Source organism: Clostridium sp. OM05-5BH (genome assembly GCF_003481505.1).
Lineage (GTDB): Bacteria > Bacillota > Clostridia > Lachnospirales > Lachnospiraceae > Otoolea > Otoolea fessa.
This window is the reverse complement of sequence record NZ_QULJ01000002.1, coordinates 236,999-261,942: the sequence shown is the minus strand read 5'-3', so window position 1 is coordinate 261,942 and position 24,944 is coordinate 236,999. Positions and strand designations below refer to the sequence as shown.

Below are 24,944 nucleotides of genomic sequence, written 5' to 3'. Positions count from 1 at the left end.
GTAATTTCCTATGAAACAAAAAAACACCCCGTCCGCTGCACAAAGCCAACGAACAGGGTATTAAAAAGGGGAGGATAAGTATTCAAAAATTTCTCTTTTGTGATACTAACAGTATGACCCGTTTCTGTTATTCTATACATCAATCTCCAAATTTTTATACGCCTTTTATCTGCTTCCGAGTATCCGGTTTTCATATTATTTATCATACATACCTTTTTCCCTTGCTTTCTTCCTCTCTTTCCGTTACAATAGATACGTTTTGAGTTGTACTTTTTAATTTATTTTTACCTCTATGAAAAATACAACTCCAGCAAATCATTTTATGTACATTTTTATATTGATTTAAAACTTTTTATATCATAAACCTTGTACTTACCTCACAAAAAGGAGATTTACCTTATGAACAAGAAAAACATCTTAGTCGGACAGTCCGGCGGACCGACCGCGGTTATCAACGGGAGCCTTTACGGTGTTATCTGCGAAGGTGCGAGCCACAGCGATGCGGTTGGCTGCGTCTACGGTATGATAAATGGAATCGAGGGCTTTCTCGCGGATTCTTATATGAACCTTTCAGAAACACTCTCCGATGACGATCTGGAACTTCTTCGCCTGACTCCGGCGGCGTATCTGGGTTCCTGCCGTTTTAAACTCCCTGAGAACCTCTCCGACAGCTTCTACCGCGTCCTCTTTGAAAAACTGGAGCGGCTGGACATCGGCTATTTCTTTTACATCGGCGGCAACGACTCGATGGACACCGTCAGCAAGCTTTCCCGCTATGCGGCGCAGATCAAAAGCCCGATCCGCTTTATCGGCATTCCCAAGACGATCGACAACGATCTCGTCCTGACCGATCACACGCCGGGATACGGCAGCGCTGCCCGCTATGTCGCTGCATCCGTCCGTGAAATTGCGCTGGACGCCTCTGTCTATCAGCAGAAATCGGTCACCATCGTTGAGATCATGGGACGCCATGCCGGATGGCTGACGGCTGCCTCTGCCTTAGCACGCAAGGAATCCGGTGACAATCCGCTCTTAATCTATCTGCCGGAAGCTCCATTTGAGCTGGCACAATTTAATGACGACTTAAAGAAAGCGTTTGAAAAGACAGCGAATGTCATCGTCTGCGTCTCCGAGGGCATCCGCGACCACGGTGGTCGTTTTATCTGCGAATATTCAACCGAAGCCCAGGTCGACACCTTCGGTCACAAAATGTTAGCCGGATGCGGCAAAATTCTGGAAAATTATGTCCGCAACCAGTTCGGCGTCAAGGTGCGCTCGGTTGAGCTCAACGTCAACCAGCGCTGCTCCGGTCTCACCGTTTCCGGTACTGATTTAAACGAGGCTAAAATGGCAGGTCGTTTCGGCGTCCAGGCAGCCCTGGACGGTCACACTGGACAGATGGTCGCATTTGAGCGTGAGACTGATACAGCTGCTTCTGAACCTGTTCATGCAGCTGCTGCCGTTTCAAACGCTGCGGACTTAGGCGCAGCATCCGCTTCATGCGTAAAACATCGTAACACTGTATATAAAATTCATCCAGTTCTCAAGGATGTCAATCTGATCTGCAATCAGGAAAAGAAAGTACCTGCTGAGTGGATCACGAAAAACGGTACCGATGTCAGCGATGATTTCCTGGCTTACTCGCAGCCGCTGATCCAAGGGGACGTTTCCCATATTATGGAAAACGGACTTCCAAAATATTTGTACCGCAAATAGTCCGTCACGCAGTATAACTGCTTCATCCTTGAAATCCATACAAGCAACAGAAAAAGAGACGCTTCTTTCATTTTACGAATGCGTCTCTTTTCTACTTAATAATACATAATACCTGAATTTTTTCTAATTTACCCCAATCACACACTCTTATCATTTGGGGAGGAATCCTGACCGTGCCCTTTCAGCGCAGCCATCTTCTAAATCTAATCTTCCTCACAATCCCGAATTTCAACCCCATCATAAAAGAACATCAGAATCTCTTCATAATTCTTGCCTTCGCGCGCCATCTCCTGTGCGCCGTTCTGGCTCATGCCGACTCCGTGACCGTAGCCTCCGCCCCAGATGGTAAATGTGCGGATGTCTTTTTCCTCATCCCTGGCAGTTTCATCCACCGAGAAAAAGGCACTCGGAAGCGTACTCCATCCTGTCAGTTCGGTTCCGTCATTTTTCTTATAAACGAGTGATTCCGAGCCGAGGACACTCCGGATCTGACTCTGACCTTTCAGTGTCTTAGTTCCCTCGCTTCCGACGATCTGCACCGTCTGGGCGATACCACCCGTACCGCGGGAAGTCACAAAAATACCCTGAATCTCGCCGATGGTATCTACCTTCTGCTGCAGCTTCTTATTCGTGATCGTTGTTTTCCAGCGGTACATCGGGAACGAGGAATCATAATTCTGCTCACCCTGTCCCTGGATAAACTTGAGAAATGTGTCGTTGTCCGTCAAATCCGGAATCTTCTTCTTTTCCGTCAAACCGATCCCTTTCAGATACGGAACCTCGTCTTTGCTGGCGCCCCAGATCGTTCCATCGGTAGAATATCCGCAGGAAGTTGAAAAATAATACGTTTCCGCCGGGGTATCGTTGTAATATACAATCTTCCCGTCCGTCTCCTTGACTGCCAGATTCGTCCGCTCACTGCTCTCTGTATTATTGTACACCTGATAGTTCGTGCTGTCATCAACGTGTGCGCCGTAACGGCTGTATGCATTCGCCTTGATCTGCCGGTAGGCATACGTCCGTGCGCAAACTGCCTGCGCCTTGAGCGCCTCCAGCTCATAATTAGATGGCATCTCGCTCGGCACTACGCGTGTCAGGTAATCTTCGACGTCCAGCTCATTGATCAGAAGCAGCCCATCCGACTCCTCGCTCAACTCGAAGCTGCCGAAATACGACGGCGTTCCCTGCGCCCGCTTGGTACTCAGGATGCGGATCTCCTTCTGCGGGTCTTCCAGCGTGATTGTCATGCGCCCTTCTTTCAGACGGTCATCGCCAGGACTCACGGACAATTTCGTTCCCGGGCTCAAAGTCTCCTCTGATTCGCCCCAGGTCACATGCATTGTGCTGTCCGACTGGAGTACCACTTTTGTGTGAAACAAGGAGGAATAATCATCATTCATGATCAGCACGCGGATGTTCGTCGCTGAAAAATCATGATTTAAGAGTGCTGCGCAAACCTTTTTGCCAGCCACGACAAATTTTCCCAGATCATAGCCGACCAGCACATCCCGCTTTTTCTGCTCCTTGACGACTCCATATGTTTTATATACTTTAAAATCATCGTCCAGTTTCAGCGTTCCGTACCCGTCAATCTCGATCGTATCATCCTTGACCGAAAGTACCTTTCCTTCGATCATATCTTCCTTGAGCGACAGCTTGCGGATCTTGCCCTTATCCAGCTCGACATCCGCCAGCACGCCATCGGTACGATCCTTGAGCTTTTCTTCCTCTGGAAATGTCCGGACGATCGTGCCAATATACACATCCATCCCACCCGATTCTCCCGGAACGATCCAGACATTCTTATATGTAACTTTTTCAGACTGTACGCCGCACAGCGTGATGATCGAACCATCACGCTCATAGACCTCGATCTTCCGATCGATGCAGGCATCCAGCGACACGCCCTCAAAATTCATCGTTCCCTGATCCGTATATGCCGTCCATGCCGCTGCTTCCTTCACATTTTTCGGTGTTCCATAAAGCACCAGCTTCTGTTTTTTGACCGCGTTTTCCGAATCTGCCTTTTTTAAGAATGACTCATAAAACAGCCACCATTCTTCCTTCGGCATTGCCTTTTTATATTTATTTTTAGATACATTCAGGGCGCTCGAAAGCCCTTTTGAAACGCGATCTGCCGCATATGCCGCTTCGCCATAGGTCAGTGCGCCCATCGCGTAGCTTTTACTTATCTTCTCGTCTCCCGGCTCCAGATAGCCTTCCTCAATCATATAGTCAATATATTTGGCATACCATTCATCCTGATCCGGCGTTCCAAAATGGCTTCCGTGTTCTCCCTGCGACGCAACGATGTCGTCCCGGTCTGCAAATGATAACGCCATAGCTTTCGATGCCATGGCGCGTGAAATATCATTATCCGAGTGATCCAAAAATACAATTGCAAAGAGCAGGAGTGCCAGAAAAGCCGGAATCGCCACTGCCCAGTAAACCAGCTTTTTAGGTTTCAGAGGCTGTACTGCCTTTCGCGATCTGCCTGTTTTCTTTTCCATATTTCTCCAGCCGCCTTTATTTTTTAACTGTCCTTTCTCATTCACAGTCACTTTTTATTTAACTCCATAAACGTTCCTGTTTTCTCATCAATGTGGTCTAACTTCCGGTATTCGTCTGTCTCCATCGGCAATTTCCGAAGCCGCAGCGACCGGTGCACCGCGCGGGAGATCAAGTCATAAATAACCGCAAATGCCGGTACTGCGATAATCATGCCGACGAAACCAAAGAGTCCGCCAAAGAAGAGAATCGAAAACAGTACCCAAAAACTCGAAAGTCCTGTCGAATTTCCCAGGATCTTCGGTCCCAGAATATTGCCGTCAAACTGCTGCAGAAGCAGAATCCAGATGAGGAAATACACACACTGGAGCGGACTGACTAAGAATACCAGGAACGCTGCAGGTATCGCACCGATGAACGGTCCAAAAAAAGGTATCACATTCGTCACACCGATAATGACGCTCAAAAGCATCGGGAACGGCATATTTAAGATCGTCACACCGATGAAACAGATAATACCGATAATGAGGGAATCCACCAGCTTGCCGATGATGAAGCCGCCGAACATCTGATTGATAAACCGGAGCTCCTCGATTACCAGATTCGCCTGTCTTAGATTCAGGCAGCCATAAACAATCTTCTTTCCCTGTGCTGCCAGTGTATCTTTGATATTTAGCAGATACACCATGACGATCAGACCGATCAGCCAGTTTTTGATAAATTCCAGGACACCCAGCACGCTGCTGGAAAGGCCTGTCACGATCTGTCCAATCCGGTGCATATCAATGTTGGTAAACGATTTCTCCGCCCAGTTCTGAAAAACTGCCAGATTATTTTCAAAACTGCTCAGAACCATATTTTCGATCTCCGGATTATTTTTCAAAATACGCTGAATCCATTCATACACATTCTGCACATACAGCGGAAATGAATCCTGAATGCCGATCAAACTCTCGATCAGCTGCGGGATCATAAGCTGGAACATCCCTACCACAAGCACAATAACCAGCCCCAGACAGGCTGCCGTCGCAAGCATCCGGGCTGCACCACGAACGTATTTGGAATTCTTAGTGACAGAGCCAAGGGTCTTTTCCACGATCCCTGCTACCCAGTTATATGCCGGGGCGGTCAGATACGTCAGCACCGCACCGCAGAGAATCGGCGCAAGGATTTTCACAACCTTGCGGGTGCCCGCCGACACCACATCCCAGTGTTGGATGCTGAACCAGAGCAGTATGCAGACCGCAATCACCGAAACTGCCGTCATCCCCATATAAATGTATTCTTTGAAATCTCTTTTTTCCATACTTATGTTCTTATCCGTTCCTCTTTTCTGATTTTACAATGTGCTTCTGGAAAATGTTACATTTTCTTTACACACTTTCTTTTACAGAGAAAGCAGCGATTGCTCGCTGCTTTTATCCTTTGTAACCCCAAAATGCCGGCTCTTACCATATTGACGCCTAGCGCTGCTAGGTGGGCAACCTCACTTAGATTTCTGTCTTCCACTCGAGAGGAGGCCTGACATCCATCTAAAAATATCGGAATCCCGTTAGTCAAAATGTAGGTTCAAAAAAAGCAAGAGTTGTCGAGCATCCCAGGAATTACAAATATTCTCTTTTGATACGGCTATTATACCGCAAGTCGGATGTTTTTTCAAGTTCCATTTTCTGATAATGCGGTCAGGTTGTTACTGTTCAGGTTATCCATCTCTCTATCTCTTTTAAGAAGCTATTTTTTGTCTTTTATACTTCTCCCCACTTCATCAGAAAATCTCCCAGCTCTTCCACCGTCTCAATCTGGTAGTCTGCCCCATTTTCCGTAAACTCTTCCCGGGAACCATATCCATACAGCACTGCCGCACATGGGAGCTGATTTTCATGCGCCCCGATAATATCGTGTTTCCGGTCGCCCACCATGATAACCTTCGATTCCTCCGGTGTTGTTCCCAGACGGTCCAGCGTGTAGGCAATCACATCGCCTTTGCGGACCCGGATCTCCTCCATATCCGCCCCGCCAACCAGGGTAAAGTAGGAAAGCAGATCAAAATGCTCCAGAATCTGAATAGCAAACGGTTCCGGCTTCGAGGTTGCCACCGCCAGCGTAAGACCGGCATCCTTTAAACGTGCCAGCATCTCCCGGATTCCCGGATAGACTTTGTTTTCAAACATTCCCTGTTTCGTAAAATATTCGTGGAAATGGTCAATCGCTTCGCGCGCCTGCGCTTCGCTGAATCCGTAATATTCTTTAAAACTGTCCGACAGCGGCGGTCCGATGAACGGACACAGTTTATCCAGATCCGGCTCATCGATCCCGTATGCCTGCAGCGCATGCTGGACAGACTTTGTGATGCCTTCCTTCGGATCTGTAAGGGTTCCGTCGAGGTCAAATAGTATGATATGGTTCATATGGTTCGTTCTCCTTATTGTAGTCCGCGGTGCATTACTCCGCAGCACACCAGCTTGAAAAAACTACGTTTTCATTGCTTACGACCATTCTAATACATTTTACGCAAAAAAGAAAGACAACTTTTCTCCAGCCATCTTTCTTTTCTGCGTTTCAGTTACTGTTCACGCATACGTGCCCAGCAACGGAATTTGCCGTGGCTTCGCATTTAAATACGGCAAATTTCTGCTGCCACCACGTTTTCTTACGGCACTTTCGGTTCCAAAAGTGCCTACCCGTGAACAGTAACGTGTTTCACTCTTTATTTGTAAAATTCATGTCCACCATGCTGCATGACATAGGTCAGCTTGCCATCGAACCAGCGTACATTGGAGGAAGCAGAGATTCCGCGGTTCATGAAGTACAGGGCGCCGCCCGAGTAATCCTCGCCTTCCAGTGCACGGTTGACGCAGTCAATTGTCTGCTGCGTTACCTTACAGCTGTTGATCGTTCCATCCAGTACCGGTGAGAACTGGGATGGTTCGTACACAACGGCTTTAACGCTGTTCGGGAATTTCTTGTTTTTCACCCGGTTGATGATTACATTTGCAACCAGTATCTTTCCCCTGTCGTCGCACACACCCGCCTCCGCCTGCACAATTTTCTGCAGAACACTGTAATCTTCATCGCTGTAAGAGATGACTGCGCGTTCCCGGCGCTCCCGTTCTTCTGCTTCCTGCGCCGCCTGCTGGGTCTGCATTCGTACTTCTCGTTCGATTACCTCTACTTCCAGAGCTTCCTTCGCAAGTTCATCCTGAATCCCCTGCTCCAGTCTCTGTCCAAGTAGATGCTGACTTTCCTCGTTGGAGGCGAGAATCGTAAATTCTGATAAGCTCTCTGTCTCTGTCGTTTCTTCTGACTGCAGCATTTCTGTCAGTTCCACATCATCCGGATATTCCCGATGTGCCGAGGCTGCATTTTTGCCAACGCCGCCAAAACTGACCGAATTAAATGCTATCACCGTCACAACCGCTGCCCCCGTCATCAATACGGCTGCGGTCCGGTACATCCTTTTTGTCACACGGACAAATAATGCCTTTATAAACTGATAAGCAGTCTGAAGAAATGTGTCAATGCTTGGCATACACTCTCCTCTTTCTATCAGTGCAGTCCTCCCAAAACCGGTCTGACTGCCATTTAACATCTGCGGCATCTTCTTTGGCTGTCTGATTTTTTCTGACAGCTAAGGACAGATCGTTACTGTTCACACACGTGTGCCCAGCAACGGGATTTTGCCGATGCTGCGCATTCCAAATCGGCAAAATCTGCTGCCAGAACTGTATCGTACGGAATTTTCAGTTCAGAAAATTCCTACCTGTGAACAGTTACGACAGATCCTCTCTGCCTGTGCCGCTTCCTTCAAGTGACGGGAGACATTATATGTGGTTTCCGGCTTCAAAGTCAACGTCTTTTTTACATTTTTGTGACAAATCACGTTCTCATTTAACTTTTCCTTAATATTTATGTGAGCATTTTATAAACTTTTTTGCTTTTTCTTCCCAATTTTTATAAACTTTGGCTGGTATAAAATTTTCATTTTTTTACAATTCTGTTAAATTCTGCCCGTCAAAAAAACAGGCGAATCAAGTCGCCTGTTTTTTATGTCAACTGTAATAGAACAATTATGGTATCTGTAAAGGTGTCAGACAGACTCCGATTATGTGAAACCAACACATACAATCCACTGTCCGGTGTCCGATCACTGCCACTCAAACTCCTTACCACTCTAGATCAGCGCTACAAACTGTGCATCCACATATTTTGCAAGTTCCTCCGGATTCAGAATGACCTGAACACCTCTCTGACCCGCGCTGATGCTGATTTTGTCGAAAATCTGCGCTGTTTCTTCTATATAAGTAGGGAACTTCTTTTTCATGCCGATCGGGGAACAACCACCTCGCATATAGCCGGTCAGCGGAAGAAGTTCCTTCATATGGATCATCTCCACTTTCTTGTCCTTGGAAGCCTTTGCCACCTTTTTCAGGTCCAGCTCCTCATCGACCGGGATACAGCAGACCAGATAGCCGTTCTTATCGCCCTTTAAAACGAGCGTTTTGAACATCGTGTCATGGTCCATCCCCATCATATCCGCCGCATGGCTGCCGGATAAGTCGTCCTCATCTACTTCATACTCGCCTGCTTCATAATCGATTCCAGCCGCGTCTAAAAGACGCATTACGTTTGTTTTTGTCATAAGCTAAATCCTTTCTGGAGACAAATTTAGTGCACTCCTCTTATTTCTGGTTGATATAGTTTACCAGTCCACCGGCTGTGATGATCTTCTGCATGAACTCCGGGAACGCCTGCCCCTGGAAGCTCTGGCCGGTGGTTTTATCGGTAATCACACCGCTGTCAAAATCAACCTCTACCTCATCACCAGCCGCGATTGCTTTTGCAGCCTCCGGGCACTCGATGATCGGCAGACCGATATTAATAGAGTTGCGGTAGAAAATACGTGCAAACGTCTCAGCAATAACACAGCTTACACCTGCACACTTGATTGCCAGTGGCGCATGCTCGCGGGAAGAACCGCAGCCAAAGTTCTTATTTGCTACGATGATATCACCCTTCTGTACTTTATTTACAAACTCTTTATCAATATCTTCCATACAATGTTTTGCCAGCTCGTTGCCATCCGGAGAGTTTAAGTATCTTGCCGGGATGATAACGTCTGTATCTACATTGTCTCCATATTTAAACACATGTCCATTTGCTTTCATTTCTATATCCTCCTGCGATTTATCCTGTTATTTTATTCCAATTCACGAAACGGCATCTGCGGTTGCAGGAAACCTTTCCCCGAACCGTAATATCCGTTTGTAACTGTTCAGCACCTTCACAGTCACCCGCAGATCTACTGAACAGTTACATCCGTTTTACTTATTCCTAAACTTTTATGCCTATTACAGTCCCAGTTCCGCCGGTCCGCTCACTTTTCCGGTAATGGCGCTGGCTGCTGCCACTGCCGGGCTTGCCAGATAAATCTCAGAATCCACGTGTCCCATACGTCCAACGAAGTTACGGTTGGTCGTGGATACACATCTCTCGCCTTCTGCCAAGATACCCATATAACCGCCCAGGCACGGACCGCAGGTCGGAGTGCTGACAACGGCACCAGCCTCGATGAAGGTCTCTAAAAGTCCCTCTTTCATGGACTGTAAATAGATCGCCTGTGTCGCCGGAATCACGATGCAGCGCAGACCTTTTTTCACTTTTCTGCCCTTTAAGATCTCAGCTGCGATACGCATATCCTCGATACGTCCGTTCGTACAGGAGCCAATGACAACCTGATCGATCGCAATGTCACCCACTTCATCGATCGTTCTCGTATTCTCCGGAAGGTGCGGGAAGGATACGGTCGGCTTTAACTCGGATAAATCTATGGTGTACTCTTCGTCATACTCTGCATCCGGATCTGCCTCATATACCTTGAAATCACGTTTAGAATGCTCTTTTAAGTACTCGATGGTCTTCTCATCAACCGGAAAGATACCGTTCTTGCCGCCTGCCTCGATCGCCATGTTGCAGATCGTGAAACGGTCATCCATGGAAAGGTTCTTGATGCCCTCGCCGACAAACTCCATGGAACGGTACAGCGCGCCATCTACGCCGATCATACCGATAATGTGAAGAATGACATCTTTACCACTGACCCATTTTGCCGGTTTGCCGATCAGGTTGAACTTGATCGCGGACGGTACCTTGAACCAAGCCTTACCGGTTACCATGCCAGCTGCCATATCGGTACTGCCGACACCTGTAGAGAATGCGCCAAGTGCGCCGTATGTACAGGTATGGGAATCCGCACCGATGACTGCATCTCCTGCTACAACCAGACCTTTTTCCGGAAGGAGTGCATGCTCGATTCCCATCTCTCCTACGTCAAAATAGTTGGTGATATCATGACGACAGGCAAATTCACGACAGCATTTGCAGTTTTCCGCCGACTTGATATCCTTATTCGGGATAAAATGATCCATAACCAGCGCAATTTTGTCATGATTGAATACCGTCTGGTTGTCCATCTTCTTCATCTCATTGACCGCTACCGGCGTTGTGATATCATTTCCAAGAACCAGATCCAGATCTGCTTCGATCAACTGTCCTGCTTTTACCTCTGCAAGACCCGCGTGCGCTGCCAGGATCTTCTGTGTCATTGTCATTCCCATGATTTATTTCCTCCTGCATATACATACTTGGTAACGGCTCCGATGCCCTTACTGTTATAGGAAAAAACTCTGTTCCAACGGTGCCGCTGCCATCTTTTGCTTTTTTATGTTTGTATTATAGCACCGGCTCTGTTATAATACAAATATATATTATTAATAGATACTATGAGTCGAAGTTATAGTGTCACTGTTCACGGGTAGGCACTTTTGGAACCGAAAGGGCCGTAAGAAAACGTGCCCAGTAACGTTATAGTGTCACCGATTTTTCCGATTGGAATACGAAGCATCCGCAAAATCCTGTCACATTTTGCACAACGTGTGAACTGTAGCTTTATAGATATAAAGGAGTATTATGGAACAACATTTAACCCAGTACCGTATTTTCTACGCCGTTGCACGCGCCGGCAATATTTCCCGCGCCGCCAAGGAACTTTTTATCAGTCAGCCCGCGATCAGCAAATCAATCAGCAAGCTGGAAGAAAGCCTCGGCATGGCACTTTTTATCCGCAATTCCCGCGGTGTCTCCCTGACCGCAGAGGGACAGGTCTTATTTCAGCATGTGGAAGCCGCCTTTGAAGCACTGGAGCGCGGTGAAAATGAGCTGAAACAGATCCAGAACCTCCACATCGGACAGCTCAAGATCGGCGTCAGCAACACGCTGTGCAAATATATTCTTCTTCCTTATTTAAAGGGATTTATCGCGCAGTACCCGCATGTCCGCATTTTGATTGAAAGTCAGGACACTGCACGCACAATCTCGATGCTGGAACAGCAGAAACTCGACATCGGTCTGATCGCCGAGCCGAAAAACCGCCGCAGCCTTTCGTTTCTCCCAGTCATGCGAATTGAGGACACCTTTGTCTGTACCCGGTCGTATCTGGAAAATCTGCGGATCCGCGAAGGTGCCGATGTTGATCCGTTCGAATCCGGGACAATCCTGCTGCTCGACCGCAGCAATATGACGCGCACCCACATTGATGCGTACTTTGCAGAGCACGGAATTGAACCAAAGCAGATTTTAGAGGCGACGACGATGGATCTTCTGATTGAATTTGCCAAAACGGGGCTCGGAATCGGATGTGTGATCCGCGAGTTTGTGCAGGAAGAATTAAAGGATGGTTCGCTGATCGAACTCCCGCTGGAAGAGCCAATCCGAAACCGGACGATTGGATTTGCTTATCATCCGTCGGCGATGACGCGGACGATGAATGATTTTGTGCAATTTTGTTCGGAATGATGAAATAATTGGCAACACGGACGCCATTTCCTATGAAACGAAAAAGTCCGGCGCATGGCGGTCAAGCTGCCATATGCCGGACTTTTTCTGTTTAGTTCCTATTTTTATCAATTTTCGTAACTGTTCAGTACCTTCACAGTCACGCGCAAAAATTCATTAAAAATTGCCTGCGGCAATGGAATTTTTGCCTGCTAGCCCATGTTTTCGTACGGTCAGCGCAGTAAATGCGCAGACCTACTGAGCAGTTACCGATTTTCTTTTAAAATATTCTTCACACATTTCCACACACATGGAAATATTTTCCCATCTACCAGCCAGACATACACTTTCGAACAAATTCCTATTAAAATGCAGCTCAGAACCAGATTCACCCCGATCGCCAACTTCTCTCCCGCCTCAGAATAAATGCTGTAAAACCAACAGGAAAAGCTGGCAATCACAAGCCAGTGTGTCAGGAAGATTCCCATGCTATACTCGCCGATCCACAGAATAATTTTTTTGAGGTTCTCCGGGAGCCAGGTCTCCAGACCGCCGAGCCAGAAGAGACGGAAGCCTAAAATCATCAGGAATGCAGCAACATGACCATAGAATTCCATGGTTCCGAGTCCGCCTGGAAATCCATGCGCTCCCAATGTGGTTCCGATCCAGAAAGATTTTCGAACGAACCAGATGCTGAAAATCCAGAGGGCAGCACCAAAGATGCCATATTTTCCTTCTCCATCTTTAAGCAGATTCTCTTTTCGCTCTCTTTCTTTCATGGACTTCTCAACTGCCCGCATCAGCAGACAGATCCCATTTCCCAGAAGCAGGCAGATATAAAAGCTATTCAATCCGATCAGCACTGCCGCGACACCTGCCAGAATCAGGATTTTCTGGCGAGTTCCTACTTCCCGGAGGGCGGATGAAAGTACAAGAGTCAGAATACTTCCCATGAAAGTGTAGGTCAGCATCCAGGATGGACCATAGTACGTTGAATCCGCCTTGAAGATTGTATCAAACCAGGCATAGCGGATCGCCTTCAGACCGCCTGGCAGATAGCTGTAAAAGTTGCTCAACCACTCATTTTCCAGACGCGGCGCAACCCGCACTGTGTAGAAGAGACCGCTCCGGTAAAATAGATATGCCAGCAGAAATGTGACCGTCAACGGGCAGGTCAGTTTCAGATAGCGGCGCAGGATCTCTAAGCTCCACGAAGTAAACCGCCCGGAATATACCTTATCGGCTATCAGCATTCCACTGATCATCAAAAAAAGACTAACCCCGAAAGTTCCATAGCGGAACAGGGGAAGCGGTCCTATTTCCATCAGCGCATTTACCTTATTGCTGCCCCAACTCCCGAATGTACCGAACCAGTGACTTCCAAAGACCGCCAGACAGGCGTATGCCTTGATTATATTTACGTCATCATAGCGTTTCATCCGCGTTTCCTTTCCCATTCATGTAAAAAAAATGTGCCCTGGCACATTCTCGCGCCGAGCGCGGTCGCTTGCGACAACCTGCATCTTCGCGTGGGTGCCCATCATTGGCACGTTAGTGCCTTTTTGTCTAATAGGGAATTCCAAGAAATTTCCTATTACACAAAAAACAGGACCGCTGCAAACCTGCAGCAGCCCTGTATAAGATTTCCTATATTCGAAAAATGATTAGTTGTTGATCAGCTTATCGTTCTCGTTGTTCCAGCTGTAAAGCTTACGGATCTCTGCGCCGACTTTCTCAGACGGATGCTCGGAAGCAAGCTTTCTCATCGCCTGGAAGTGTACCTGACGACCTGCCGGGGACATATCCAGTAAGAACTCTTTTGCAAAGGTACCGTCCTGGATATCGGACAGAATTTTCTTCATAGCTTTCTTTGTCTCAGCGGTAACGATCTTCGGTCCGGTTACATAATCACCGTACTCAGCTGTGTTGGAGATGGAGTATCTCATACCAGCGAAACCAGACTGATAAATCAGGTCTACGATCAGCTTCATCTCGTGGATACACTCGAAGTAAGCATTTCTCGGGTCATAACCAGCCTCACACAGAGTCTCGAAACCAGCCTGCATCAGAGCACAAACACCGCCGCAAAGAACTGCCTGCTCACCGAAGAGGTCTGTCTCAGTCTCGGTACGGAATGTAGTCTCCAGAAGGCCTGCTCTAGCGCCGCCGATGCCAAGACCATAAGCCAGTGCGCGGTCAAGTGCTTTGCCTGTGTAATCCTGCTCTACTGCTACCAGACACGGTGTACCCTTACCAGCCTGATACTCACTTCTTACAGTGTGACCCGGTGCCTTCGGAGCGATCATGGTTACATCGACATTCTTCGGCGGTTTGATGCATCCGAAGTGGATGTTAAAGCCATGAGCGAACATAAGCATGTTGCCCTCTTCCAGATTTGGCTCGATGTCTTTCTTGTACATATCTGCCTGAAGCTCATCGTTGATCAGGATCATGATGATATCAGCCTGTTTTGCAGCCTCTGCTGCGGTGTATACTTTAAATCCCTGTGCCTCTGCTTTTGCCCAAGACTTGCTGCCCTCGTAAAGACCGATGATAACATCGCATCCGGACTCTTTTAAGTTCAAGGCATGTGCATGACCCTGGCTGCCGTAACCGATAATAGCAATCTTCTGTCCTTCTAATAAGGATAAATTACAATCTTCCTGATAGTAAATCTTTGCTGCCATTTTTCATTTCCTCCTTGGATCTAACAAAAATAAAATAAATTTATTATAAAGCATAGACCGGCGCCTCTCTGTGCGTCTTTGGACCAAACTTTGTAAACCTCTTGAATGCCTTGTATCCAGTCTATCAATTGATGTACTACGGCAGATAGCGGATATCATCCGCGCCTCTGGAAAGACCTGTAAGACCCGTTCTGGCTAATTCCAGAATCTCATAATCTTCCAGAAGATTAATCAGCGCGTCCTGTTTGGACTGGTCGCCTGTCAGCATAACAGTGACAGAATCTTTTCCCACATCGACAATCGACGCACGGAAAATCTCGGAAATTGCATTGATCGCCATCCGCTGGTTTGCATTTGCTCTCACCTTGACGAGCATCAGCTCACGGTATACGGAATGACCTTCCCGCAGTTCCTTTATGTCGTGTACATCTTCCAGTTTTCCAAGCTGCTTCTGAATCTGCTCCAGAACCTGATGATCGCCCAGCGATACAACCGTCATACGGGAGTATCTCGGATCCGCGGTCACGCCAACTGTAAGGCTTTCGATATTATATCCGCGGCGGCTGAAAAGTCCAGCCACACGGCTTAAAACGCCGGCAGTATTATCTACCAGCAGTGATAACACAATTCTGCTCATGCAATCTTCCCACCTTGATCTTCTGTCTTGTTCGTATTGCCTTAATGATAGCAACCAATTCTCAGTTTGTCAACTAATTAAAAGGAATGCCTAGTATTCCCCAGAGCTATATCATTACTGTTCACGCATACGTGCCCAGTAACGGAATTTGCCGTGGCTCCGCATTTAAATACGGCAAATTCCTGCTGCCACCACGTTTTCTTACGGCACTTTCGGTTCCAAAAGTGCCTACCTGTGTACATTAACGATATATCAACACATCATTTCTGGTGTTCCTGCCACTTTTTCTCCCAGTCCGGACCGTATTTAAAATACATCTTCATCTCGGTTCCGACACTGATGAGGCGTGCATCGTCCGGGATCTCCTCTCGCGTATACCAGCCTGCCTCAGAAAGCTCATCCTCCTGCAGCCGGATCTTATCATCCCCATCCAGTTCTGCAAAAAATCCGATCATCTCCGTATCAGTAAACGCCCACGGCTGACTCTTGAAATAGCGGATATTTTTAACTTTCAGCCCGACTTCCTCCATCACTTCGCGGCGGACGGTCTCTTCAAATGTCTCCCCGATCTCGACAAATCCAGCGATCAGCGCATACCCACGGTAGGTACTGTGGTTGACGCGGTAGCGCGACATAAGAAGTTTGTTCCCGTTCGTGATCGCCACGATGACTGCCGGGGAAATCTTTGGATATTCCGTCTGACCGCAGACCGGGCAGACGAGCGCCCGCTCGTTCTTGCTGTCCTGCGTCTTTGCCCCGCAGCGTCCGCAAAACTGACGGCTCTGTCTCCAGCGCCACAGCTGCACCGCCGTGATCGCTGCAAATGCCTGGTGCATTGGCTCCATCGCACGGATGTCGGTTGACGTTTTCCATGCATAGCAAAGCTGCTCCGGCTCTTTTTCTGCCCCTTCCAGTGCACCAGAAGCCATCTTCCCAGCTTCCATATGATTTTTGTCTGAAACAGGCATCTGACCAACACCTTCTTTTAGCTTTGCCAGAATCTCTTCCGCTTCTTTCTCCGGCACACTGACCAGAAAATACGGCTTCTCATCAACCGAAAAGAGATAAACCGCCCGATCCATCAGTTCCGGAACTGCCGCCTCAATTTCCTCCCGGCGCGGGATAGTAAGCACATGTTCCTCCACGGTCTCACGCAGAAGAATCCGGCTTTTCTGGATGCAGAAGACGTAGTCCTGTGCTCCAGGTTTCTGAATGTGGTATGTATTGTCATAGCGATGTGGTGCGATATCCTGTATCATAACTTTATCTCTCTATCCTTTTATTCTCCAAAACTTGTGCAACCGTTATTTCCATACTGTGTAACGGCTGTCCTCGCAGACATTCTTTGTAATCTTTCTGCAAGTCTCTTCATTTTACTCTTTTTATTAAAAAAATACAATCCCTCGGCTCGCCCCAGACTTACAACCGTCCCACAAAATCCTCATATCCAAACGCCCGCACCACTTCCGCTGTCCCATCTTCATGCCGGTATACGATCGACGGAAGCGGCATTCCATTAAAGGTATTATTTTTGACCATCGTATAGAGCGCCATATCGCCAAACACCAGCCGTCCACCCTCTTTTAGCGGTGCATCAAACGAATAATCCCCGATGCAGTCCCCCGAAAGACAGGTTGGTCCGCCCAGGCGGAACGTATACGGCTTTTCGCCCGCTTCTCCCGCTCCGATAAGCGGCGGACGGTACGGCATTTCCAGCACATCCGGCATATGGCAGGCTGCCGAGGTATCCAGAATCGCAATCTGCATGCCGTTTTCCATCGTCTCCAGCACGGAAGTTACAAGAAATCCCGCGTTTAAGACAACTGCCTCGCCCGGTTCCAGGTATACTTCCACACCATATTTTTCGCGCAGCCCGCGCACCAGGCGGATCAGGCGTTCCCGGTCATAATCTTCTCTCGTAATGTGGTGTCCGCCGCCCAGGTTCAGCCATTTTACCTTTGAAAACCAGGCTCCAAACTTCTCCTCCGCTGCCCGCAGCGTCGTCTCCAGGTCATCTGAATTCTGCTCGCAGAGCGTATGCATATGAAATCCATTCAGATACGGAAGGATAGTTTCTTCAAAGTTCCCCGCCTCCGAAAGCATCGGAAGAGTCGTCCCCATGCGTGATCCCGGCGCACACGGATCATAGATCGCGTGACCCTCCTGCGTGGAACACTCCGGGTTCAGCCGGAGTCCCGCCTGTTTTCCGGCTTTTTTTACTTTTTCACCATATTTCAGCACCTGCCCCGGCGTATTAAAAACGATGTGGTCGGCATAATTTAAAATCTCATCAAACTCATCCGGGCGGTAGGCGGCAGAAAACACATGGGTCTCCCCACCAAACTCCGTTTTTCCAAGCCGCGCCTCATAAAGCCCGCTCGCCGCGGTTCCCGACAGATACTGACGAATCAGCGGGTAGACCGAATACATGGAAAATGCTTTCTGTGCCAGCAGAATCCGGCATCCAGCCCGCTCTGCCGTATCTTTCAAAATTTCCAGATTTTTCTTTAAAAGCGTCTCATCCACCACATAAAATGGCGTGCGGATCGCCGCCGTGTCCCGGAGAACCCCAGCCGCCTCCCGTTCCTGCATCTGTTTTCCTTCCTTTCCTTCTCGCTTCCATCTTCCCTGTCCATTCTCTTCCTGCGCCTAAAAAACGCAAAATAAAACCAGTTTCTTACATGGAGGTATTTTTATCTTAATCCACCAGTGCCGGATCCCAGGATTCCTTCCACGGAAGTCCCCATTTATTTAACGCATCCATAAATGGATCCGGATCAAATTCTTCAATATTATAAACGCCCGGTTTCTGCCAGGTTCCATTCATCACCAGCATCGCACCGATCATCGCCGGTACACCGGTTGTGTAGGAGATCGCCTGGGAACCAACCTCTTTGTAGCACTCCTGATGATCACAGATATTATATAAGTAATACTTCTTCTCTTTTCCATCCTTCTTACCCTGGAAAATGCATCCGATATTCGTTTTTCCAACAGTACGAGGACCAAGGGATGCCGGATCCGGAAGCACTGCCTTTAAGAACTGCAGCGGTACGATCTCTTTTCCTTCGTACATAATCGGCTCGATCGAAGTCATGCCGACGTTCTCCAGACACTTTAAATGGGTCAGGTAACTCTGACCGAAGGTCATGAAGAAGCGGATCCGCTTGATTCCCGGCATATTGAGCGCCAACGATTCGATCTCCTCATGGTGAAGCAGGTACATATCCTTCATGCCGACGCCGTCAAAATCATACTCTCTCTTGATCTCCATCGGTTTCGTCTCTACCCAGTGTCCATCTTCCCAGTAAGAACCGTTTGCCGACACCTCCCGGATATTGATCTCCGGGTTAAAATTGGTTGCAAACGGATAGCCGTGGTCGCCGCCGTTGCAGTCCAGAATGTCGATGTAGTTGATTTCGTCAAATTCATGTTTCAGCGCATATGCCGAAAACACACCGGTTACACCCGGATCAAAGCCGCTTCCCAGCAGTGCGGTAATGCCCGCCTCTTTAAATTTCTCACGGTATGCCCACTGCCATTTATACTCAAATTTTGCCGTGTCCTCCGGCTCATAGTTCGCAGTATCGATATAATGGGTCTTCGTCGCCAGGCAGGCATCCATGATCGTCAGATCCTGGTACGGAAGCGCCAGGTTCAGCACCACATCCGGGTTAAATTTCTCAATCAGGGCAATCAACTCGTCCACGTTGTTTGCATCCACCTGTGCGGTCTGGATCTTTGTCTTGGTGGTTCCCTCTAATTTTTCTTTCAGCGCATCGCATTTGGACTTCGTCCGGCTTGCAATGCAGATCTCCTCAAATGCCTCGCTGTTCTGGCAGCACTTGTGAATTGCTACGGAAGCTACGCCTCCACATCCGATAATTAACGCTTTTCCCATCTTTTTTTCCTCCTGTATTCTGAAATGTACTCTGTTTTTGTTCCATTTTATAATCCAAATTTCACATTTGCTTTTGTTCAAACACTTTTCAGTTCATGTCTCAAACACACACTTTTATTTGATGATACCAGGGTCAAAAGGTCAGAAGTTCGACGCAAGCTTGCTTGCAGGAGAATTTTTGACCTTGGGACCCGCCAAAAACATTTCTTACTTAATCTTTGGATTTCCCAACAGCGCCAGCAGCATCTCCCTTACAATCTTGCACGCCACCGCCGTCGATGCACCGGACGCATCCAGCGCCGGGGATAATTCATTCACATCACATCCAACAATCCAAGCTGCACTGCAGATCTGCGTGACTGCCCGTCGAAGTTCCTCAAAACTGATTCCGCCCGGTTCCGGCGTTCCTGTTCCCGGAAACACACTCGGATCCAGCACATCCAAATCCAGGGTAAAATACACCGGTTTTCCTTCCAGTTTCCGAAGAGTTTCCTGAAGGACTTCCATATCCACAATAAATGGATGCGTCGTCACGTGTTCTTTTCCCCAGCGCCATTCCTCCCGGTCGCCGGAGCGGATACCAAACTGCGTGATCCTGCCGTCTCCCAGGACTTCCCAGCAGCGGCGCAGCACACAGGCGTGCGAAAGTTTCGCACCCAGATAATCGTCCCGCAGATCGGCATGTGCATCAAAATGGATGATATGCAGATCCGGATATTTCTCTGCCAGCGCCTGCACCGGTGCCAGCGTCACCAGGTGCTCGCCGCCCAGCATAAATGGTATCTTGCCATCCCCGGCAACCTCCACCGCCCGTTCCCGCAGATCCTTTAACGCCAACGATGCGTCACCAAAGCAGAGCTCCTGATCGCCCGCGTCAAACACGGCGTAATCGGTCAGATCACGGTCCTGGTACGGCGAATACGATTCCAGCCCATAGGATTCCGAGCGGATCGCCCGTGAGCCGAACCGGGTGCCCGGGCGGTACGAAGTGGTTGAGTCAAACGGCGCGCCGTAGAGCACGATCCCCGCCTCCTCATAGCTGGCGTCACACGCCAGAAACGTCTCAATATTTGCCTTCAACATCTTCTAACATCTCCTCCACATATGCCGGCAGGTAAAATGCCCCTTTATGCAGGGTCGTCGTATAATACCGGCAGTCCAGCCCCCGCAGGTTCCATCTTGTCTCATCCAAATTCTTTAACGGATGGTATTTCTTCGACGCAAATCCAAACAGCCAGTGCCCGGACGGATAGGTCGGGATATGCGCCTGATAGACGCGGCTGATCGGAAACGACTCTACGATCCGCTTATGTGCCCGCTTGCACGCCTCCGCGTCCTCGGCATAAAACGGGCTTTCATGCTGATTGACCATGATGCCGTCCTCTTTTAACGCCTTATAGCAGTTCCCGTAAAATTCCCGGGTAAAAAGTCCCTCGCCCGGTCCAAACGGATCGGTCGAATCCACGATGATCAGATCGTATTCATTTTCCTTAAAGCGGACATATTTCAGCCCATCCTCATAGTGAATCGAGAGTCTCGGATCACCGAGACGGCACGCTGTCTTCGGCAGATATTTCCGGCAGACCTCCACCACCAGCGGGTCGATCTCCACCATATCGATGTGCTCGATCTCCGGATAGCGGGTCAGCTCCCGGATCACGCCTCCATCCCCGGCTCCAATCACCAGTACCTTTTTGACCAACGGATGCACTGCCATCGGCACATGCGTGATCATTTCGTGATAGATAAATTCATCCTTTTCCGTCAGCATCATATATCCATCCAAAGTCAGAAACCGCCCAAATTCCGGCGAATCAAAGACATCGATCCGCTGAAACTCGCTCTTTCCGCTGTAAAGCTGGCGATCCACCCGGATGGAAATTTTTACATTTGGCGTATGATTCTCTGAAAACCAGAAATTCATAATTTTCCCCTTTCTATCTACTGCTTATCTATTTCAGCACATTCAGGCGCTCAATCCCCGGATCCTCCGGTCCAGTCATTGAACATCCTTTTTCCAGCGCATACGCAATGTAGTCAATGATCTCTTCCGTAATCTGCTCGCCCGGCGTCAGAATCGGGATGCCCGGCGGATAGCACATGACAAACTCACTGCACACACGTCCGGCTGTCTCGCGGATCGGAAGAGATTCTTTTTCTCCGTAAAATGCCTCCTGCGGCGACATCGCCACAATCGGGTCAATATAGTCAAAATCCATCAGCGTCGATTTATCCCGGCTGAACCGGCGCTTGATCTCCGCCAGTGCGCTGACCAGGCGCTCTACCTCCCGCTGCCGGTCACCGATGGACAGATATGCCAGAATATTTCCCAGATCACCAAATTCCGCCTGGATATCGTACTCGTCCCGGAGAAGATCATAAACCTCGATCCCCGCCAGCCCGATATCGCGCGTGTGAATTGAAAGTTTGGTCACATCGAAATCATAAATGCTGTCGCCGTTTACCAGCTCCTTCGAATAGGCATAATAACCGCCAATCCGGTTGATTTCTGTTCTCGCATACTCCGCCAGCTCCACCACCTGCTTAAATGCCTCACGCCCGCGAAGCGCCAGGTTCCGTCTGGAGATATCGAGGCTGGAAAGGAGCAGGTAGGAACCACTCGTCGTCTGCGTCAGATTGATAATCTGGCGGACATACCCGGCGGACATACCCGGACCCGTCAGAAGAATCGAGCTCTGCGTCAGGCTTCCGCCTGATTTGTGCATCGAAACCGCCGCCATATCCGCCCCAGCTGCCATCGCGGAAACCGGCATATTTTCCCCGAAATAAAAATGGGTTCCATGCGCCTCATCAGCTAAACACAACATCCCATGCTCATGTGCCAGCTTTACAATCGAGCGCAGATCCGAACAGATGCCGTAATACGTCGGATTGTTCACAAACACCGCCTTAGCATCTGGATTTTCCTTGATCGCCCGGCGCACATCTTCCACACGCATTCCAAGAGGAATCCCCAGTCTCTTATCGCCAGCCGGATTCACATAGACCGGAACCGCGCCTCCAAGCACCATCGCGCCCATGACGCTGCGGTGGACATTTCGCGGCAATATAATCTTCTCGCCCCGCTTGACTGCCGTCAGCACCATGCTCTGGACCGCCGATGTCGTACCGCCGACCATCAGGAATGCGTGTGCCGCCCCGAATGCCTCAGCCGCCAGCTGCTCCGCATCCGCGATGACGGACACCGGATGGCAGAGGTTATCGAGCGGCTTCATGGAATTGACGTCCAGCCGCATGCAGGTCTCTCCTAAAAGTTTCGTCAGCTCCGGGTTGCCGCGCCCCCTCTTGTGCCCCGGCACATCAAACGGCACCACGCGCATCTTCTGAAATGCTTCCAGCGCCTCATAGATCGGCGCGCGCTCCTGGGTCAGCGCGTCATCTCTTCGACTGCCTCCCCCCGTTTCTTTCGGTCCTGAAGCTTCCTTTCTGCGCCGTGCACTCCGTCCGACGCCCGGCTCCAGATTTCTTCTCTCTTCTTCCATCTGCCGTCCCTCCTGAAAATCACTCATTCGTTTCTTCTATCGAATTTCCCTGGTTTTCGCGGTATTTTCCAGTCAAACTCTTCTCTTTCCTCTCAAAAAGCATTTCTTTTAAAACACATTTCTTCCGCTGAAAATTTCAATCATCTCCCGCCGCAGGCTCTCCATAATACTGAGTCTGGTGGTCGGCGGAAGTTCATAGACATCTGTCTTAAACAGATAATTCTGCAGATCGATCTCTTTCAGCATCATCTTGGTATGGAACAGATTCGCCTCGTACACATTGATATCGACCACATCGTAGCGCCGCAGCGTTTCCTTGGAGATATAATCCTGAATCGAGCGGATCTCACGATCCATAAACAGCTTTTTTCCGTCCACATCCCGCGTGAACCCGCGCACCCGGTAGTCCATCGTGATGATGTCCGAATCAAACGAACCGATCAGGTAATCGAGAGTCGAAAGCGGCGTGATCTCCCCGCAGGTCGCCACGTCGATATCCACCCGGAAGGTCGCCAGACAGGTCTCCGGATGGTATTCCGGATAGGTATGGACGGTCACATGGCTCTTGTCCAGATGCGCCACCTGCGTCTCCCCCTGCACCGGCACCATAGAGTCTTCCGCAATCAGAAGCGTGACCGAAGCCCCCTGCGGATCGTAGTCCTGCTGGGAAATACTCAATACCCGCGCCCCGATCATATCTGTCAGCGACGTTAGAATCCGGGTAAGACGTTCCGAATTGTACTGCTGATCAATGTAGGCAATATAATCCTTCTGCTCCCTCGGTGTCTTGGCATAACAGACATCATAGATATTAAAGCTAAGCGCCTTTGTAAGGTTATTAAAGCCGTATAATTTTAATTTTTCGCTGTGATCCATATCTTCCTTCTCCTGAAATATAACTGGTGTTGATCAAAAAAGCGGGGGATGTGTCTCCACATCATCCGCAAAACGTTCTTTTTCTGCTTCACTCTATTTTTACAAATCTGCCGTATAGCTACGAAATCTTCCCTTGTCTCTATTTACCGCATATACTGCAAAACCTTTTTATCCACAGAAATCTCACATTCAGAGTCTATATAGCAAATATCTACTTTTACCACTCTTATTGACCGTTTTACAAGTTGATGTGCATGAGCACTGGTTGTAAAGTAACCAACTTATAAAATTGAGCTTTTAACTCAATCAATAGGGCAGTTCGCACTGCCAATCGGCATTTGACCCGGCTGTCCGTATGGCCATTCCCTGTTTCACAGGTGGTCAGATATATTTGCATGGATGACTCTTAAAATGTTAAGATTTTCCATATCAGAGGTATCATACAGCAATTTTGGCAAAATGTCAAGAATGATTTTTATTTGGGTTGACATTTAAAAATTTTTACTTTTCTAACGGTACTTCTGTCCTCTTCCCACAAACCACAAACATCGCCACGCCCGCCGCAAAGATAAACAGTGAGATAAACTGTGAAGTTGATAGGGATCCGACCGATCCCCGGTTCAAATCCCCCCGGAAGAATTCCAGCACGAAGCGTCCCAGACTGTAGCAGATCAGATACAGGGATACCACCTGCCCCTGTTTTTTGCACTTTTTCGCCGCATAAAGAAGCAGCAGGCAGTGCAGAAAATCCAGACCGCTTGAGATGAGCTGGGTCGGAACCAGGGGAATGTTGTTCGGAGCAAAGTCCGAATCGTGGAACACGATCGCAAAATGGCTGTGGGTCGGCATACCGTAGCAGCAGCCAGCCAGAAAACAGCCGATCCGTCCAAAGCCCTGCGCGAGCGCAACCGACGGCATGACCAGATCTGCGTACTGGAAAAAGGAAATATGCTTGATCCGGCTCAGCACATAGCCGCCCAGCACGCCGCCGATGATGCCGCCATACACAACAAATCCATCGCTGATATCTAACAATTTCTTCGGGTTTGCCAGAATTTCGTCAAAGATTGTGACATAGTACAGAAGTTTTGCACCTAAAATTCCACATACAACACCGCAGATCGCGATCGAGAGGATCATATCGACATCCATCCCCCGCTTGTTTGCCCGGTACTCTGCCAGGTAATACGCAGCGATAATGCCGATGCCAATCATCAGACCGTAGCCGTGGATCGTGATGCTGCCGATTGTGAATAAGTCATTTTTCATGAAATACTTGTCCTCCG

Annotated in this window: 20 protein-coding genes and 1 other RNA gene; 2 read left to right on the top strand and 19 right to left on the bottom strand. The window is 48.8% G+C overall.

Annotation, left to right across the window (positions count from 1 at the left end; all coding sequences use genetic code 11):
• The first annotated feature begins 399 nt into the window (after nucleotides 1-399).
• Entirely contained in the window at nucleotides 400-1,716 is a 1,317-nt protein-coding gene (locus DXB70_RS03665; RefSeq protein WP_118672668.1) for a 6-phosphofructokinase, read from the top strand.
• A 203-nt stretch (nucleotides 1,717-1,919) separates the two neighbouring features.
• On the opposite strand, the gene DXB70_RS03660 is transcribed toward DXB70_RS03665, so the two are convergent.
• From DXB70_RS03660 to leuC, 8 genes are all read right to left on the bottom strand, one after another.
• Nucleotides 1,920-4,226, bottom strand: coding sequence for a SpoIID/LytB domain-containing protein (locus DXB70_RS03660; RefSeq protein ID WP_243099896.1), 2,307 nt, complete (start codon nucleotides 4,224-4,226; stop codon nucleotides 1,920-1,922).
• A 47-nt stretch (nucleotides 4,227-4,273) separates the two neighbouring features.
• The gene (locus DXB70_RS03655) at nucleotides 4,274-5,530 is read right to left on the bottom strand and encodes an AI-2E family transporter (protein WP_107000114.1); all 1,257 of its coding nucleotides are present in this window, start codon (nucleotides 5,528-5,530) and stop codon (nucleotides 4,274-4,276) included.
• A 120-nt stretch (nucleotides 5,531-5,650) separates the two neighbouring features.
• Nucleotides 5,651-5,831, bottom strand: a non-coding RNA gene (ssrS, locus tag DXB70_RS03650) — 6S RNA.
• Between the two features lie 138 nt (nucleotides 5,832-5,969).
• On the bottom strand, nucleotides 5,970-6,632 hold the full coding sequence (locus tag DXB70_RS03645) for an HAD family hydrolase (protein ID WP_118672667.1): 663 nt from the start codon (nucleotides 6,630-6,632) through the stop codon (nucleotides 5,970-5,972).
• A gap of 299 nt (nucleotides 6,633-6,931) precedes the next feature.
• On the bottom strand, nucleotides 6,932-7,753 hold the full coding sequence (locus tag DXB70_RS03640) for a cell wall hydrolase (RefSeq protein ID WP_022359395.1): 822 nt from the start codon (nucleotides 7,751-7,753) through the stop codon (nucleotides 6,932-6,934).
• A gap of 642 nt (nucleotides 7,754-8,395) precedes the next feature.
• A complete protein-coding gene (ybaK, locus tag DXB70_RS03635; protein WP_117796452.1) occupies nucleotides 8,396-8,863 on the bottom strand; it encodes a Cys-tRNA(Pro) deacylase in 468 nt (155 codons plus the stop codon).
• Between the two features lie 40 nt (nucleotides 8,864-8,903).
• Nucleotides 8,904-9,389, bottom strand: coding sequence for a 3-isopropylmalate dehydratase small subunit (gene leuD / locus DXB70_RS03630; protein ID WP_022359393.1), 486 nt, complete (start codon nucleotides 9,387-9,389; stop codon nucleotides 8,904-8,906).
• 183 nt (nucleotides 9,390-9,572) lie between these two features.
• On the bottom strand, nucleotides 9,573-10,838 hold the full coding sequence (leuC, locus tag DXB70_RS03625) for a 3-isopropylmalate dehydratase large subunit (protein WP_022359392.1): 1,266 nt from the start codon (nucleotides 10,836-10,838) through the stop codon (nucleotides 9,573-9,575).
• A 352-nt stretch (nucleotides 10,839-11,190) separates the two neighbouring features.
• On the opposite strand from leuC, the gene DXB70_RS03620 reads away from it, so the two are divergent.
• Entirely contained in the window at nucleotides 11,191-12,075 is an 885-nt protein-coding gene (locus tag DXB70_RS03620) for a LysR family transcriptional regulator (protein ID WP_117796451.1), read from the top strand.
• Between the two features lie 245 nt (nucleotides 12,076-12,320).
• On the opposite strand, the gene DXB70_RS03615 is transcribed toward DXB70_RS03620, so the two are convergent.
• The 11 genes from DXB70_RS03615 to DXB70_RS03565 all read right to left on the bottom strand — a co-directional run bounded on the left by DXB70_RS03615 (nucleotide 12,321) and on the right by DXB70_RS03565 (nucleotide 24,927).
• Nucleotides 12,321-13,493 (bottom strand): acyltransferase family protein, encoded by a 1,173-nt coding sequence (locus DXB70_RS03615; protein WP_182448409.1) that lies wholly within the window; start codon nucleotides 13,491-13,493, stop codon nucleotides 12,321-12,323.
• A 225-nt stretch (nucleotides 13,494-13,718) separates the two neighbouring features.
• Nucleotides 13,719-14,741: a ketol-acid reductoisomerase gene (gene ilvC / locus DXB70_RS03610; RefSeq protein ID WP_117796449.1), complete on the bottom strand. Its 1,023-nt coding sequence runs from the start codon at nucleotides 14,739-14,741 to the stop codon at nucleotides 13,719-13,721.
• 136 nt (nucleotides 14,742-14,877) lie between these two features.
• Entirely contained in the window at nucleotides 14,878-15,378 is a 501-nt protein-coding gene (ilvN, locus tag DXB70_RS03605; protein ID WP_022360536.1) for an acetolactate synthase small subunit, read from the bottom strand.
• Nucleotides 15,379-15,638: 260 nt separating this feature from the next.
• Complete coding sequence (gene nudC, locus DXB70_RS03600) at nucleotides 15,639-16,637, bottom strand: NAD(+) diphosphatase (RefSeq protein ID WP_117796448.1); 999 nt, start codon at nucleotides 16,635-16,637, stop codon at nucleotides 15,639-15,641.
• A gap of 160 nt (nucleotides 16,638-16,797) precedes the next feature.
• Nucleotides 16,798-17,970 carry a carboxynorspermidine decarboxylase gene (gene nspC / locus DXB70_RS03595; RefSeq protein WP_118293252.1) on the bottom strand — a complete coding sequence of 391 codons (1,173 nt, stop codon included), beginning with the start codon at nucleotides 17,968-17,970 and terminating at the stop codon, nucleotides 16,798-16,800.
• Nucleotides 17,971-18,076: 106 nt separating this feature from the next.
• Nucleotides 18,077-19,279, bottom strand: coding sequence for a saccharopine dehydrogenase family protein (locus DXB70_RS03590; RefSeq protein ID WP_022360539.1), 1,203 nt, complete (start codon nucleotides 19,277-19,279; stop codon nucleotides 18,077-18,079).
• A 207-nt stretch (nucleotides 19,280-19,486) separates the two neighbouring features.
• Nucleotides 19,487-20,362 (bottom strand): agmatinase, encoded by an 876-nt coding sequence (gene speB, locus DXB70_RS03585; protein WP_117796446.1) that lies wholly within the window; start codon nucleotides 20,360-20,362, stop codon nucleotides 19,487-19,489.
• The gene (gene speE, locus DXB70_RS03580) at nucleotides 20,343-21,203 is read right to left on the bottom strand and encodes a polyamine aminopropyltransferase (RefSeq protein ID WP_117796445.1); all 861 of its coding nucleotides are present in this window, start codon (nucleotides 21,201-21,203) and stop codon (nucleotides 20,343-20,345) included. Before speE ends, speB begins: the two co-directional genes overlap by 20 nt.
• 28 nt (nucleotides 21,204-21,231) lie before the next feature.
• On the bottom strand, nucleotides 21,232-22,809 hold the full coding sequence (locus DXB70_RS03575) for an aminotransferase class I/II-fold pyridoxal phosphate-dependent enzyme (protein ID WP_270224102.1): 1,578 nt from the start codon (nucleotides 22,807-22,809) through the stop codon (nucleotides 21,232-21,234).
• An 81-nt stretch (nucleotides 22,810-22,890) separates the two neighbouring features.
• A complete protein-coding gene (gene speD, locus DXB70_RS03570; protein WP_117796443.1) occupies nucleotides 22,891-23,658 on the bottom strand; it encodes an adenosylmethionine decarboxylase in 768 nt (255 codons plus the stop codon).
• 501 nt (nucleotides 23,659-24,159) lie between these two features.
• Nucleotides 24,160-24,927, bottom strand: a complete 768-nt coding sequence (locus DXB70_RS03565) for a prolipoprotein diacylglyceryl transferase (RefSeq protein WP_117796442.1) — start codon at nucleotides 24,925-24,927, stop codon at nucleotides 24,160-24,162.
• Between the last annotated feature and the right edge of the window lie 17 nt (nucleotides 24,928-24,944).